A 15,076-nucleotide genomic window follows, 5' to 3' on the forward strand; every position below is an offset into this window, starting at 1 on the left:
TTCAGTTCCCCTGTCCTGATCCCGAGTAAGCAAGCTGGAGGAGTGCACCTTTGCAGCCATCCTGGTTGGCGGATGTGTCCAGCATTCCCACCTGCGGCCAGGCGGACTGCGCCACGCGGAGTCCGGACAGGGTTCCGCCGGCGGCCGGGACGGTCAGCGGATAGGGCCCGCTGAACTGGGCGACAGCGAAGTCGGCCGCCGTGCAGGGCAGCTTCCTCGCCACGGCGTCGGCGCTACGGGTGACGCCCGTGACGGCGACGGACAGGTTGGTCAGCGACAGCGACTTGTTGATGGGGTTGCTGATCTGTAGGTCCAGGGCCGCTGACGTGCCGGGGGAGAGGGTGCCGGGCACCTTCCCGGAGATGATGAATTGTTTGACCGTGGAGTCCAGGACCAGCTGGACGTTGGCGTACGCGTACTGCGCTTTCCCGCTGGAGTCCTTGCCGGTTCCCACCAGGTAGAGGCTGGACGTCCCCGTGGGGGAAGCTGCGGTGGTGGCCACTTGAAGGGTAGTGGAACTGCCGGTGGCGGGATTGGGTGAGAACTGGGCGGTGGCGCCGGCCGGGAGGCCGCCGAGGACGCTGAAGCTGACCGGGCCGCTGAAGTTGTTGCGGGCCAATTGCAGGCTGTATACCGCGGTGGCTCCGGGCGGGATGGTCACGGAATCCGGCGTGGCTGCCACGGAGAAGGCGCTGGTCATCTTGTAGTTCACGGTGAGGCTGGCATCGACATTGCCGGAGACCTTGCCGCTGGTGCCGGTGATGGTGACCGGGCTGGTGCCGGCCGGCGTGCTGGTGGCGGTGGCGGCGTTCAGGGTGGCGGTCGCCGTGGTACCGGAGGCCAGCGTTATGGACTGCGGCGTGAATGCGCCGCTTGTGCCTGCCGGCAGCCCCGCCGCGGCCAGATTCACCGCGCCGCTGAAACCGCCGGTGGACGTGACAGTCACCGTGTAGGCGGCGGACTGGCCCTGTTGGACGGACTGGCTGGCGGGGGAGACCTGTACGGTGATGCCCGGCTTTGGGTTGTTGGAGGCTGCGATGAGCGCGCCCGCGCTGCCGAGCAGCAGCGCCAGCGCGATCAACGCCCCCTTGAACGCTGCCCGCTTGCGGCGCCGTGGCCGTCCATCCTGATTGTGCACCCCGTGCCCCTTCCCATTTGGTGCAAATGACGGCAAGCCGGGGACGGGGTTTTCACCCATCCCCGGCCCGCTCGCTTGTTAGTTGCTGGCGACGGTCACCGTGATGGTGGCGCCCTTGCAGGCATCCTGGTTGACTGCCGGATCATCGTTGAGAGTCAGGGTTCCGGTGCCCAGGGCCGTGCCGCTGGCGTTGCCGAGGACCGTGTTGGTTCCGGTTGGGGCGGTGGCGTCGAACCATGCCGGGAGGCAGCCCGCGTTGCTGGTGGTGACAACCGGCTTGGCCAGGGTCACCGGGGTGCTGCTGCTGTTGGGGTTGGTGGCCGTGTAGGTGATGGTCTTCGGGGTGCCCGGGGCGACACCGGCGTCAACGGTCACGTTGATGGTGACGGGGGAGGTGCCGGATGACGCGGCAGCGGATCCGTTACCCGAGCCGGTGGTGCTCCAGTAGGCGTACGCGGCACCGCCACCGGCTGCCAGCAGGGCAGCGGACAGGGCAACAGCGGCGACTTTGTTCTTCTTGGTCATAGGGCGCATGGAAAGACTCCTTGTAAAAGTGATTGAGAACCCGTTCCCCCATTGGTGGCTCCCATCCAGGTGCCTTCCGGTGGATCGATGACCCAATATTTGCCGGGCGCCCACGGGCTCAACAACACGTACCGGTACGCGATTATTTGGGCGCGGTCCAGCAGAGGTACTTGATTTTGGGTCCGCCTACTCGCGCTTTCTGCAGTACTCGAATCGGCCCGCCGGCTCCCGCGTCCCGCCGTTGTTGGGCTCCGGGGGCGAGCAGGTAGCACCCCGGAGCCGTGGCCGCAGGAGCTTGCCTAGCGGGTGTCCACGTCCTCAAACACCAGGAACGTCTGGGTATCCAGCACGCCGGGCATGGACTGCAGCTGGTCGAAGATGACCCGGCGGAGGTCGATGTTGTCCACGGCGCGGACCAGGAGGATGACGTCGAAGTCGCCGCCCACCAGGGCTATGTGGTGCACCTCGGGGATGGCGCCGAGCTGGTCTCGCAGTTCCCGCCACGAGTCCTGCTTGAGCTTGAGCGTCACGTACGCGGAGGACTTCAGCCCGGCCTTGATGGGATCCACCACGGCCGTGAACCGGGACAGCACCCCGTCCGAGGTGAGCCTGTTGATGCGGGTGTACGCGTGCGCCCGGGAGATGTGGACGTTCTCCGCCACCTGCGTCACGGACATCCGGCCGTCCCGGGTGAGCTCCGCGATGATGCTCCTGTCGATGTCGTCCAGCTCCACCGGTTCTGCCCGGCCGTCCTTCGCCGCCATGCCCTCCACAACCCCTGCCGTAAGCCAGCTCACATTTACAAATCGTCTCCCAGTGTAGGCACCGGGAAGCAGTTTCAATGCCGTGAATCGGGCCGCGGTATACAAATCCTCGTGTCAGGCGCGCTCTCGGAAGAAGAATGACCTGGAGTTCCCCGGCATTTCAGCGGCGGAACGGGACCGGATACCGGGACGCGAGGCTGTCCCTGGTTCGTGTGCTGCAGCGGAGGATTGGGGCGAGAAATGCTGCTGCGAGCTGCGGCAGTGCATCCGGCAGGTTCGCCGTGGTGGCGTCGCTGCGCAATTCTGCCTCGAGGTCCGCGGCCAGGGAGGCCAGTTGCTCCGCGCCCACCATTTGGCTGGAGGTCTTCAAGCTCAGCACAGTGTCAAAGGAGCCCGCCCAGTCCCCGGTAGTGAGGGCATGGCGCAGCCGTTCTATCCGTCCGGGGAGGCAGCGGACGAAGTCGGCGACGAAGACGCGGGTATAGCCCCGGTCGTCCTCCAGTTCCTCCCTCAGCCGTTCGAGGACCAGGTGGTCCACCAAGGGGCGCTCGGCCTGGGCTGTCTGCGCGGGAAACGTCTTTACCGCCGGGGTGGTGAATTCGTGGGACGGGGATGTCATGGGGGTCATGCGTACTGCCTTGGGGTAGGGGTGGCTTTTTCAGCACAAAAGTTTTGAAAAGAGTTATGGAAATCCCTGAGGGGGCTGGTGCTTTTGGCCTTAGGATCAGTGCGAAGTACTGAGTTTGAAGCGCCATTGGGAGTGGCGTCAGCAGTTCCTGGTCTCATAGATGTTTTTCACTGCTTGGTCTCAGTTGGTGCTTGCACCGGGTCTCAGGGGGAAATGCAATTGAATACTTTGGGGTTTCGTTCGCGCGGATTAGCAAGCCACTGGCGGCTTGTGCTTGCTGTTGTTGTGTCATGCCTGGTGGCTGCGGTGTTATTAATCGTTCCTTCCAGATCAGCGGTTTCTCCGGCCGAAGCAGCGGATCCGGCGGGTGAGTGGGTTTCCCTGGCCGCCGGACCTGTCCCGGCGAGCAGTCCCCTTGCAGGTTTCGTTCCGTACGCCGGCAGTTATAACGGGGTGCCCCATTCCATGGAGTGGTTCTACGTGCCGGTCAGCTCCGTAGTGACGGGACCGGGCACCTACAACTGGTCAGGTTTCGAAGCACAGCTGAACGCCATCGCAGCGCGCGGCCACCAGTCGGTCTTCAGGTTCTACCTGGACTATCCGGGGAAGCCCTCCGGCGTCCCCGCATACCTCCTGAATTCCGGCCTCGCCACCCACGCCTACTGGGACCACGGGAACGGCGGGATCAGCGTCTCCCCGAACTACGACGACCCCCGCCTTCTGGACGCCATGGACGGTTTCATCGCCGCCCTGGGGTCCCGCTACAACGGCGATCCGCGGATCGGGTTCATCCAAATGGGCCTCCTGGGCTTCTGGGGCGAATGGCACACCTACCCTCACGACGGGTGGGCCTCCGCCGAGAACTGGCTCGCATCGCCGGCCTCCCAGCAGCGCGTGCTGCAGGCCTACACCAAGGCCTTCACCAAAACCAAGCTCCAGGTCAGGTACCCGGACGCCGCCAACAGCAGCCTGAACGTGGGCTACCACGACGACTCCTTCGCCGTGAGCACATTGCCGGGGACCGGGTGGCATTTCATGGACAAAATGGCGCAGGCCGGCGCCACCCAGAAATGGCTCACCCAGCCGGTGGGCGGAGAACTCCGGCCCGAAATCCAGCACTGCATTTTCGACGCTCCCATGCTCTGCCCCGTGGTGGAAAGCGGTGCCGACATCAATTTCACGGACAGTGTGCAAGCCACCCACGCCTCCTGGCTCCTGAACCAGCACAACTTCAGCCCCGGATACACGGGACAGGCGCTCAGCAACGCCACCGCGGCCGCCCAGTCCCTGGGCTACCGGTTCCACGCGACCTCCTTCGCCGTCACCCGCGGAACCGTGGCCGGGCAGAGCGATGTCAGTGTGATGGTCAGCAACGTGGGGGTGGCACCTTTCTATTACGACTGGCCTATACAGATTGCCGCCGTGGACAGCGCAGGAAACATGGTCCGGACGTGGGAAACGTCGTGGAAGCTCACCGCCGTGAAGCCCGGGATGTCGGTCCAGTGGAAGTCCCCTGTCAGCGTCAGCGGGCTGGCCCCCGGCACCTACACCCTCGTGGTGCGCGCGGCTAACCCGCTCGCAAACGGCGTGCCCCTGCGCTTCGCCAACGCATCCCAGGACCAGACCAAACCGGGATGGCTGACCCTGGGGCGCAAGTACCTCCCTGCTCCCTGAACGCCCGACGGCGGAACTCGCCGGCCGCCGTCGTGCCCTGTCATGCAGGTAGTGGGCTGGCCCGGTACCCGTCCGGGTTGTGCTGCTGCCAGCGCCACGCATCCGCGCACATAGTCTGCAGCGTCTCCGACGCCGTCCATCCCAGGTCGCGAAAGGCGCTGGACGGATCGGCCAGGCTGACGGGTGCATCTCCCGGGCGCCGTTCCACTATTTCGTACGGCACGGTGGTGCCGGAGGCGGCCTCGAAAGCATGGATGATTTCCAGCACGGAGTAACCCTGGCCCGTCCCGAGGTTCCACGTATGCAGCCCCTGGTGTTCGGCCAGATAGTCCAGCGCTGCAGCGTGGCCGGCTGCCAGGTCCATGACGTGGATGTAGTCGCGGACCCCGGTTCCGTCAGGGGTGGGGTAGTCATGCCCGAAGACGCTGACCTTGTCCCTGCGGCCCACCGCCACCTGGGTGACGAAGGGGAAGAGGTTGTTGGGCGGGCCCTGAGGGTCCTCGCCGATGAGCCCGGAGGGGTGGGCGCCGACGGGATTGAAGTAGCGCAGCAGGGCTATCCGCCACCGGCTATCAGCCGCCTGGAGATCAACCAGGATCTCCTCAATGTGCTGCTTGGTCCGGCCGTACGGGTTCGTGGCCCTCAGCGGGAAGTCCTCCCGCAGCGGCATCTCGGGATTCGCGCCGTACACCGTGGCCGATGAACTGAACACCAGGTTCCGGATGCCGTAGGCGTCCATGGTCTCCAGGAGAGTCAGCGTTCCGCTGACGTTGTTGCCGTAGTAGCGCAGGGGCTGGCTCACGGATTCGCCCACGGCTTTGTGCCCGGCGAAGTGGATCACCGACTCAATATCGTCCTGGTCAAAGATCCTCTTGAGGCACGAGCTGTCCGCAATGTCCCCTTCCACAAAGGAGATCTCGCGGCCCGTGAGCTTCTCCACGCGCAGCAGAGACTCGGAGAGGGAGTTGCTGAGGTTGTCGATGACGGTGATGTCGTGTCCGGCTTCGAGCAGGCGAAGGATGGTGTGCGACCCGATGTACCCGCACCCGCCGGTGATGAGAATCCTAATTGTTCTGTCCTCGCTGATAGATGACGCCCCGCTGTGCCGGCAGGACCACGGATGACGGAGCCGGACGCCCGGACGCGTCCTGCAGCCCCGCGGGCACGCGGACCCGTTTCCGGCGTCGGCCGTCCTGGTTGAAGTTCACAGCCGCCCAGCCGTTGCTGAATTCCCGGGACCAGACGTGGTTGCGGCCCTCGGGTTTCCCTTGCGGGCTGCCCAGGGACCAGTCCAATTCGGGGATGTGCTGGGTGCGGCTGTAGTCGTCGTGGGCCGTCGCCGAGTAGGACCCGCGGCCTGCGCCGAAGATCCAGAAGGCCGCCAGCCCGTACGTGAAGTTGGGGTGGGTGTCGTCCCCGTCGGTGGGAACGCGCAGAATCGACAGGCCGGGCCCTTCCACCTGCCCCAGCTGCGCTTCTGCGGTCACGGGATCGAACAGGTTGGCAGGACCATAGCCCAGCCATACTTCTTCGAAGCCGCCCCCGTAGGCCGCGTGGGAAGCCCACCGTCCCGGAATCCGGCGCGACTCGGCAATGTTGGGAACCAGTATCTTTCCGACGCTGTTCAGCGACGTGCCGGCGGCGTGGACCAGGAGGTCGAGGCCGTGCCGCAGGGCCTCCATGGAGTCGGCCTCCCGGATGGGAAGGTCCAGCTGGTAGTAGTCCTCGAAGACGTCGTTATCAGCCATCACCCCGTCGAAGGGCGAATCCGCCAGCTCGGCGGAGACGTTTTCAACCCAGCGTTCCCGGTACGCGGGATCCAGCACGTTCATCTGCCAGTGCCCGCCGTAGCCGTTCCACTGGATGCGCGATCCGTCCAGCCGGGTGGCAAACCAGCTGCCGCCCTGCTGCTCGGCCTCCTGGTAGGAAATCCCTGAGCTGTAGACCGGACCGGGTTCGTAGTCGCGGGTGGAGGACAGGCATTTGTAGCACAGGACTGTCATATCCGGGCGGAGACGCTTCAGCTGGGCTGCCGCCGCCGTCTCCCAGGGCTGGAGGATGGCTGAGCGGTAGTGCTTGGCCGCAAACTCCAGCTGGTCCGGGGTGATGGGATCGCCGTACCGGATCCAGGCGCCAACGCCGCTCACAGCTCTGCCGGGACCAGTTCGTCATCCAGGGGATCCAGCAGGTCGCCGCTGGCGGGGAGGTCCCCCAGGGCGCGGTAGATCTGGTTGTAGGAGGACATCACCTCATGCATCTGGAAGAGCTCCTGGACCCTGGTGCGGGCGTTGGCCGCGTAGGCCGCGTACCCGTCCAGGTTCCCGATGACAGCCTGGATGCCGTCAGCCATCTGGTGGACGTCGCCCGGGGTCACCGTTTCCCCGCAGGGGCCGATGGTGCGGCCGTCCGGAGTGATGAGGTTGTCCGCGATCTGCTGGGCTACGCCTCCCACGTCCGAGCCGACAGTGGGGATGCCGGCTGCCATGGCTTCGAGGATGACGATGGGCTGGCCTTCGTTGTAGCTGGGCAGGACCAGGAGATCGAACTGGTCCAGCATGTCCCGCACGTGGACTGTTCCGTGGATGGTGACGTGGTCCGTGAGGCCCAGGGCCTCGATTTTCGCCAGGCAGGCTTCGTAGTATTCCGGCACGTGCTCGGTGGGGCCCAGGACGTCCAGGTGGATGTTGGGGTAGCCGCGGTCACGGAGGATTTCCAGGCTGGACAGCAGGTCCAGGAGCCCCTTGATGGGTACCACGCGGGCAATGTAAACCAGGTGCCAGACGTAGTCGGAGCCCTCTTTTTCCATGGTCGCCAAAGCCCGCTGGCGGGCCCGGTACTTCTCATCGAACTCTTCAATGACCATGCCGTTGGGCACCACCACGGACTTGTCGATGTCGGTGCCCAGCCGGGCGGCTTCGGTGATCGCGCTCGGGTACAGGTAGGTAATCAACCGTGCACTGGGGTAGCAGAACCGGCCCATCTCGGTCCACCACGCCATCCAGGCGCGCTGTTCCGCAGTCACGTCGAAGGTCCGGTAGTCCTCCGAGGTGATGGACAGGGCCATGTTGCGGTCCAGCAGCGTGTTCACGGTGTCCCGGACGTACAGGTTGTGCTCGGTCAGCAGGAATGCTGTGTCATGGTCCCTTGCCGCGGCCGCTCCCAGCAGCGAGGCGTAGCCGGTGGTGTGCGCGTGGTAGACGCTGGCACGGGGCATGGTTTCCCCAAGCACCGCGAAAGCCAGGGAGAAGAAGTTGCGCAAAGTCCAGAAGGAGTTGGCCAGGGAAAGGTTCAGCTGGGGCAGCCGCTCCTGCAGCGCCTGCATGAACTCCTTGGAACCCAGAAGCGCCCACAGGGGGTACTGCCGGGTCCGTTCGTTGAGCCCCTCGTCGATCAGTTGCCACAGGCCCTCAACGTCGCCGAACTCAGACAACGCGTACAACGCGTCAAAGAGCCGGTGCGAAAGGTCAGTGCGCTGCTGGGAAGTCATGCCCAGGTCCTTCGCGGTCACCGCAAGGAAGTCCTTCCGGTGCTCTTCCATACTGAGGAAGACCGTGCGGACCCAGCGGACGTTGGCGGGCATTCCGTAGAGGTCCGTCTGTGGCGACGTCGAGTCCCAGGTGATGTGGATGATGCCGTAGGTCAGGTCAGGGTTGTGGGTGACGATGTCGTGGACAACAGCCGATACGCCGCCCTTGAGGAACGGGTACGTGGATTCCATGACAATGGCAACATCGACGTCCTCGTACTCAGGAACCGAAGTAGCCGCAGGCTGGGCGGACCGCAGCGGCAGGATGTCCTTTGGCAGCGTGTCCGGGCTTTTCAGTGTCGCGTACAAGATGTTCCCCTTATGCATTCACGTAGTCAGTTTTGTTGTGGTTGATGGAGTGGGTTGGTTGCCGGAGTGCCCGGTCAGGCTGTTACCAGGTGGTCGCGTGGCGCCAGAAGAGCGTGTACTCCGGCTGGCTCCAATGGTGCCTGTAGAACATCCAGGCAATGGCGATGAGGATGAAGTCCACGGCTCCGAGCATGAGGTAGCTTCCCGCTGCACCGGACAGTGGACCGAACAGTCCACCCGCCACAAAGGCGAGAACACACACGGCCAGGTGGACGCCGCCAAGGAGCTGGGGTGTCACCTTCTCGCCGATGAAGTCCAGCTCGTAACTGAGCAGTGTCATGATCATGAAGCCCCACGAAGCCGCCGCAGCAGCAACCGCCAACACGGTCTGCGCCGGATCAACGCCCGCCATGACCAGGGAGACGGTCAGCGTCAGCAGCGCAGCGATTGCACCCGTGAGCAACACTGATCGGTCAACAACACGGGTGAGCCGGCGGGAGCTGCCCTTCAGCGAGCTGATGGGCGCTTCGGCGATGTCCTGGTGGAGGCGGCCCAGGGCCTTGTCCACGCCGGGGGCCAGCTGGACGAAGTAGAAGTTATAGGCAACCACTGCAGGGAGCATTGCGGCGAACACCGCCACGACGTTGAAGTCGCCTTTGGTTACAGCGAACAGGGCGAACTTATCGGCCCACAGCACTGCCCCCATGAGGATTCCGCGGACCAGGTCCAGCCCCACCACCCCCATGCTGAGGCGCTTGGCGAAGCCAACGTGGCGCAGCCCGGCGCGCATGGCCACCAGCTGAGTGAGGGTGCCCACCACCGGCGGGAGCCACCAGGTGGTGGGGGAGACAAAGAGTGCGGCAGCATAGCCGGACCAGGCGATGGCCCACAGGCCGCGGCGGTTGGCCACGTTTGCCAGGACGAGCGACTGGACGAACAGCAGGTGCAGGACGCACAGGACTACGTAGTGGAGCATCACTGACGCGGACCACCCGGTTGCCAGCCACATCGGCACGGCGAACGCGGCGATCAGGGGCAGGGTCTGCAGGAAAATGGTGGGCCAGTACTGGCAGAACCGCTGGGTGATGGCTTCCAGGTCCCGGTTAGCCATGAGGTCGCCGAGTACCCGGTAGATGGGAAGGCAGGCTGCCTGCGCCATCCAGGGGACAGTGATGGAGGATGCCAGGACCACCAGCGTCAGCGGCACCCCGTCCACGTCCACCGCCGCCATGGAAGGGCTCACCACCGGGTACACAATGTTCAGCAGGAGTACGGGCGACAGGTACAGGAGGAGCTGCGCTCCGAGGCGCTCAGAGGCGCGGCGGTTTCCATAGCGGTCGCGCCCCGCAACGCCCGGCCGGAGGATCAGTGCCAATGCGAGGAGCATGGGCAGGACTGCCGCCACGAAGACCGGCATGTCCGCGCCGGCGGGGAAGAGCTGGACGGCGAAGGGTACAAGAGCCGACAACACCAGGCCTACGAGAATGAGCATGGACATCTGACGGGTATACGAATCTTGCAGCAGGGACTTCAAGGGATGTGTGTCTTTCCTCTAAGGCAGTCGGGCGGCGGTGTGGCAACCGCAGCCCCTCAAAAATCGGGTTGTGTGATGGCATGGAAACGCCCGCCGGTCTCTCTTCGATGAAGAGACGCGGCAGGCGTTGGCGCGAATGAAATTGCGTAGAACATCTGAGGGCGGACAGAGGCAGGGAGCCGACGGCGGACTGGGGGGCCAGCCCGGTCTCAGAAGGCTGGCTTCCGCCGCCGACTCCGGTCAAACCGGCACCCATTACGGGAGCCGAAGTTCATCAACCTCATTAGATGAAGGCCAGCGGATGAATGCACGAGTAATGAGTACTCAGTTTCATTTTGGCCCAATACTTGGTTGTTTCGAAGGCCTGAAAAACAGCATCTATTCGGTGTCCGTCGAGTTCCGGAAAGTAGGAATAATTCACGCGGTCCCGCATCCATCACCCTCTGCTGGCGGCGGTCCGCGTCTCCAGCTAATCAGGGACTTCTCAGAATTTTCTTTACTCAAGATCAAGGTTTCTGAAATGTGCAGCGAATTCTCAGTATTTCCTCAGCGCCGGCGCAAATCGCCCACTGGGTTGGTATCACCGCAGGTCAGCGATATCTAGGGTGCGCTGACGTGGTGAGTGCGGTTGAATTTCCTGAGGGTACCGCACCGGCGCCCTGAAAGTGCGCCAGAGCCGGAGCTTGCCTTGTGATTAACGTCTCTCGTCGTCTTGGGATTGTAGTGGTAATCACCTATTGACTCGCGCTAATTCAAGGATTCCGTGGGAAATCCTCGGGCTGCGATCCAGGCCTTGCTGACCAATGCTGTTACGCATGTGAATATTGTCATTTCTGGAATGATCAACCGGATTGTAAGTTTGCTGACTTCGTTTATATGGTTCTCCCATGACTATGGGGAAAGCTGTTACTAAAGCCGTCATTCCTGCTGCCGGATTGGGAACTCGCTTCCTGCCCGCCACCAAGGCGATGCCGAAGGAAATGTTGCCGGTGGTGGACCGTCCGGCCATCCAGTACGTGGTGGAAGAAGCCATCAAATCCGGCCTGGACGACGTCCTGATGATTACGGGCCGCAGCAAGCGCGCCCTTGAAGACCACTTCGACCGGGCACCCGGCCTGGAACGCGTGCTGGAGGAAAAGGGCGACAGCACCAGGCTGGAGTCGGTCCAGTACGCGTCGGATTTGGGGCCCATCCACTACGTCCGCCAGGGCGAAGCCAAAGGCTTGGGGCACGCCGTGCTCTGCGCCAAGCAGCATGTGGGGGAGGAGCCCTTCGCGGTTCTCCTGGGTGACGACCTCATTGATGAGGCCGAGGACCTGCTGAGCACCATGATCGATGTGCAGCAGAAGACGGGCGGTTCAGTCATCGCCTTGATTGAAGTTGATCCGGCCCAAATCAGTGCCTACGGCTGCGCGGCCGTCACCGCTGTGGAGGGTGAGGAATACGTCCGGGTAGACCGCCTGGTGGAAAAGCCGGCTGCAGCCGAAGCCCCTTCCAACCTCGCCGTGATCGGCCGGTACGTGCTGCACCCGTCCGTCTTCGGAGTCCTTGAGAACACGGCACCGGGCCGCGGCAACGAAATCCAGCTGACCGATGCTTTGCAGACCATGGCTGCCGACGGCGGTGAAGGCCCCGGCGTGTACGGCGTCGTCTTCAAGGGCCGCCGCTTCGACACCGGTGACAAGCTCGGCTACCTGAAAGCTGTCATCACCCTGGCGTCTGAGCGGGTGGAATTCGGCGAGGACCTGAAGACCTGGATCAAGGACTTCATCAGCTGAAACATTTGCCGCCGCAACCATCCGCGCCATGAGCGGCGTCGAATGCGGTGAGAAGTACCAGGCAGCCGGCTCCACTGCGGTTGCTTGAAGCCAGGCGGCAGCCGCCGGCATCAGGGCAGGAGACACTTGGATCAGACCCCACGCCGAGGCTCCACGACGTAAGGGGGAACGATTTTGGGGGAGCGCGGCGTAGCCGTAGTCATCGAGGACGACGGTGTCATCCGAACAGCACTGACTGACATTCTCAGGCAGTCAGGCTTTGCCGTGCACCCAACGTCCTCGGGGTCCGAGGGCATTTCGAAGGTGATCGAACACAGGCCCGACATCGTCACTGTCGATATCGGCCTGCCAGACTTTGACGGGATTGAAGTCTCCCGGCGCATCAGGACCTTCAGCGACGCCTATGTGATCATCATCAGCCGGCGTGCAGACGAAGCGGATGCGCTCATGGGGTTTGAGGCGGGAGCGGATGACTACCTCATCAAGCCTTTCCGGAAACGGGAACTCATTGCCCGGGTCCGGGCAATGTTCCGCCGGCCCAGAATCATGCGCCAGCTCCCCGGCGTTCATTCCGTGCCGGTCAGCCAAGGAGCTTTGGTTCTCGCGGGATCAGACAGGATGGGCGCCCTCCCGGGGGCGGCTGATGTCCAGGGGTTGCCCGTTGAGCCTGCCGGCGGCTTCGACTTCGCCCATCAGGGACTGGCCCTCCATGAAGGCACCAGGCAGGTGACGGTTGATGGCATTCCCATCAGCCTGACAAGGAGCCAGTTCGACATCCTGCTGGTCCTCATGGAAAACGGACGGACCGTCCAGACCAAGTCCGATCTGGTGCGGCGGCTCCGCAACGAGCCCTACACCTCCGGGTCCTTCGTCAGCGCCAAGGAGGAGCGCGCCGTGGAGGTGCAGGTCAGCAACCTGCGCAAGCGGCTCGGGGAAAGCTCCAGGCGACCCCGGTGGATCGAGACGGTGCACGGCGTCGGGTACCGAATGACCCCCTAGCCGCCAGCTCCACCGGTTCAGTACTGACGACATGGTGATGCCCCAGAGCCGGGATCCCCGCCACGTGGACTTCCGTTGTGTATTGGGGGTTTGCGCTATCCAATCGTGGGATGTATGTCGGCAGCAAGTTTCGTAAGGTGCTCTGAAGGTTCTATGCCCAGTTCAATCTCCAGGTTGGTCCTGAAGGCCTCGAATGTTTGGAGCGCTCGGGCCCGGTTGCCGGCCTTCAACTCCGCGCGGATGAGCAGGGCGACGGCGCTCTCGTGGAGCGTCTCGAGTTCCAGGGCGCCCTCAGCGGCCTCGACGGCCTTGTGAGCCTCCCCCTCATCAAGCCATTGCCGGGCCAAGACAAGGAACGCACGTAACCTGAGATTGCGAAGGCGTTGCTGCTCTAGGACTACCCAGTCGTCGTACCATCCGGGCAGCAGCTCTCCGCAGTGAAGGCAAGCCAAACAATTCTCGTCCGACAATTTGAATCCCGGCTGTCCATACTGTCTGATGCTGTTGGTGACTTCGTGCAGGTCAACAGCAACGCGATCCGATAGGGCCAGCACTTGCCCGTCGTTCGTCAGGAGGCCGGGAACCTGGTTGGAAACCATGTACACGGATGTGCGCAGACTTTCCATTGCCCGGGCTTCTGGTTTTTCCGGCCACAGAAGTCCACTGAGGTAGCGGCGGGGCCGCGGTCCTGCGATCGCCAGCGCGGCTATGAGCCGTTGTTGCCGCCATGCCATGCGGACTTCTGATCCGTTTTGCCACAATTGCCAACGTTCGAAAAGCTTGAGCTTCAACTCGTCGTCATTGTCCTGCGCCATGCTATCCCCCAACAAGGGCTGATTACGTCGCCGCGATCACAACACAATCGCGCGAGCTCGCGTAACCTGCGGCTCCCCAGTGGACGCCGGTGCCTTGAGCGTTTCCAGCTCATCAGCATTGCGTACTCGTGCTGCCGCCATTGGCAGTCAAGCAACGCCTGAAGTCCTTCTGCTTGAACTTTTCACAAAGTACCTCACAAGCACACCCAAGAAAATGGATGCAACATTTCAAATCCAAATAGGGGAGTTACAAGAAGTGTTATGCCACATCAACTGCTGGCAAAGTTCTACCGGGGCGTGCTGGCAGACGATGCACCTGTGTTCCTGGTGGTAAGACTGATGTAGAAAGCAAGAGTCGGCTACCGATGTACGGCCAGCCGCGCCACCGTCCCAACACCTGTCAGGAGTCACTTTGAGTTATGGACCAGATCCTGAAGGGTTAGCAGGCTTCAGCATTCCAGGGAACCTGTGGACGCTTGTGATCAATGTATGGCGTGAAGCCGAGCACGAGCAGCAGTTGCGAGCCCGTCTTTCCACTCTGTCAGCGGACGGCTCCGAAACGAAAACAATATATGCCGCCGACTTGGAAGCCGCCCTTGCCCAGGTGACCGAGTGGTTTCAGGGCCTTGCGGAAGGGCCATGAAACCACTGGGTATGCTCGCTTTCCCCGTCCGATGAGCTTGGCAATAAAGCTACGCCGTTTGCGGCACGGCTGTATTTGAGTTTGCACATTCTGCAGGGGTGTACTCCAGCCCAACCTTTCAGGGCACTGGAAGCTCGTGCCCGTCATGATAGGTGAAGCCCAGTCCAAAGGGGCTATTTGAGAAAGAGCAGTCACGCCTCAGTCACGCCCTGATCATGGACCACAACTTAGCTAGGCATCTCTAGTAGTTAGTTGTGATTGGAGGCAGACCGTGTTCCCTTTTCTTCTTTGCCGAGGGCCATCTGAAACAGTCCGGCTCGCGTCCCCACTCGAGAAGCAGTGGCGGAGGGGTGAACCGGATGCCGACCGGGAATTCGTTGGTCGGTCCGGGGGAGAGGGGCCCACCGATCCGCCGCGGGGACGGATCGACTTCGGGTCCAAGGAGTACCTCACATGCCGAACTCTGACATGCCCATGAGCGTCGTCATGTCGGCGGAGGCCGCAGAGTCGGCACTCCACCTGGGGGAACGATTCCTGCTCATGGTCTCCATGACGCTGTTCCTGTCCTACGTGCTCTTCGTGATCAGCGCCGTCGTAGTGTCAGGCCTTCTGAGTACGACGCGCTCCGTCCGCCGGCGCCTCGCGCACAACGGGCCGGCCGCGTCGGGCGCCCCGCAATCCGCGACGCCGATGTGGCAGGTCGACTCCACGGCCGACCGCCATGGAGCACGGGCGTAGGGAAC

At 63.2% G+C, this 15,076-nt stretch carries 13 protein-coding genes; 4 read left to right on the top strand and 9 right to left on the bottom strand.

All coding sequences use genetic code 11. From position 1 onward, the window contains the following. Position 1: 1 nt before the first annotated feature. The 4 genes from AC1DBN_RS06865 to AC1DBN_RS06880 form a co-directional block, all read right to left on the bottom strand. Complete coding sequence (locus tag AC1DBN_RS06865; RefSeq protein ID WP_477722860.1) at positions 2-1,138, bottom strand: COG1470 family protein; 1,137 nt, start codon at positions 1,136-1,138, stop codon at positions 2-4. A 78-nt stretch (positions 1,139-1,216) separates the two neighbouring features. Next, complete coding sequence (locus tag AC1DBN_RS06870; protein WP_477722861.1) at positions 1,217-1,672, bottom strand: hypothetical protein; 456 nt, start codon at positions 1,670-1,672, stop codon at positions 1,217-1,219. Positions 1,673-1,962: 290 nt separating this feature from the next. After that, a complete protein-coding gene (locus AC1DBN_RS06875; RefSeq protein ID WP_091722458.1) occupies positions 1,963-2,427 on the bottom strand; it encodes an Lrp/AsnC family transcriptional regulator in 465 nt (154 codons plus the stop codon). 160 nt (positions 2,428-2,587) lie between these two features. Next, positions 2,588-3,055, bottom strand: a complete 468-nt coding sequence (locus AC1DBN_RS06880) for an Hpt domain-containing protein (RefSeq protein ID WP_477722862.1) — start codon at positions 3,053-3,055, stop codon at positions 2,588-2,590. Between the two features lie 453 nt (positions 3,056-3,508). Between AC1DBN_RS06880 and AC1DBN_RS06885 the strand changes: the two genes are divergently transcribed. Next, positions 3,509-4,729, top strand: coding sequence for a DUF4832 domain-containing protein (locus AC1DBN_RS06885; RefSeq protein ID WP_477722863.1), 1,221 nt, complete (start codon positions 3,509-3,511; stop codon positions 4,727-4,729). Positions 4,730-4,769: 40 nt separating this feature from the next. Here the strand turns inward: AC1DBN_RS06885 and galE are convergent, their stop codons facing one another. The 4 genes from galE to AC1DBN_RS06905 all read right to left on the bottom strand — a co-directional run bounded on the left by galE (position 4,770) and on the right by AC1DBN_RS06905 (position 10,062). Further along, a complete protein-coding gene (galE, locus tag AC1DBN_RS06890; protein WP_477722926.1) occupies positions 4,770-5,798 on the bottom strand; it encodes a UDP-glucose 4-epimerase GalE in 1,029 nt (342 codons plus the stop codon). After that, positions 5,794-6,876 (bottom strand): putative glycoside hydrolase, encoded by a 1,083-nt coding sequence (locus AC1DBN_RS06895; RefSeq protein ID WP_477722864.1) that lies wholly within the window; start codon positions 6,874-6,876, stop codon positions 5,794-5,796. Before AC1DBN_RS06895 ends, galE begins: the two co-directional genes overlap by 5 nt. Further along, positions 6,873-8,564 carry a GT4 family glycosyltransferase PelF gene (gene pelF, locus AC1DBN_RS06900; protein ID WP_477722865.1) on the bottom strand — a complete coding sequence of 564 codons (1,692 nt, stop codon included), beginning with the start codon at positions 8,562-8,564 and terminating at the stop codon, positions 6,873-6,875. Before pelF ends, AC1DBN_RS06895 begins: the two co-directional genes overlap by 4 nt. 82 nt (positions 8,565-8,646) lie before the next feature. Next, entirely contained in the window at positions 8,647-10,062 is a 1,416-nt protein-coding gene (locus tag AC1DBN_RS06905; RefSeq protein ID WP_477722866.1) for a hypothetical protein, read from the bottom strand. A gap of 923 nt (positions 10,063-10,985) precedes the next feature. Between AC1DBN_RS06905 and galU the strand changes: the two genes are divergently transcribed. Further along, complete coding sequence (gene galU, locus AC1DBN_RS06910; protein WP_477722867.1) at positions 10,986-11,876, top strand: UTP--glucose-1-phosphate uridylyltransferase GalU; 891 nt, start codon at positions 10,986-10,988, stop codon at positions 11,874-11,876. Between the two features lie 174 nt (positions 11,877-12,050). Further along, a complete protein-coding gene (locus AC1DBN_RS06915) occupies positions 12,051-12,875 on the top strand; it encodes a response regulator transcription factor (RefSeq protein ID WP_477722868.1) in 825 nt (274 codons plus the stop codon). A 95-nt stretch (positions 12,876-12,970) separates the two neighbouring features. On the opposite strand, the gene AC1DBN_RS06920 is transcribed toward AC1DBN_RS06915, so the two are convergent. Next, on the bottom strand, positions 12,971-13,690 hold the full coding sequence (locus AC1DBN_RS06920) for an AfsR/SARP family transcriptional regulator (RefSeq protein ID WP_477722869.1): 720 nt from the start codon (positions 13,688-13,690) through the stop codon (positions 12,971-12,973). A gap of 1,096 nt (positions 13,691-14,786) precedes the next feature. Here AC1DBN_RS06920 and AC1DBN_RS06925 point away from each other — a divergent pair. Beyond that, positions 14,787-15,071, top strand: coding sequence for a hypothetical protein (locus tag AC1DBN_RS06925; protein WP_477722870.1), 285 nt, complete (start codon positions 14,787-14,789; stop codon positions 15,069-15,071). The last annotated feature ends 5 nt before the right edge of the window (positions 15,072-15,076 follow it).

The sequence above is a fragment of the Pseudarthrobacter sp. 10T415 genome (genome assembly GCF_056394175.1).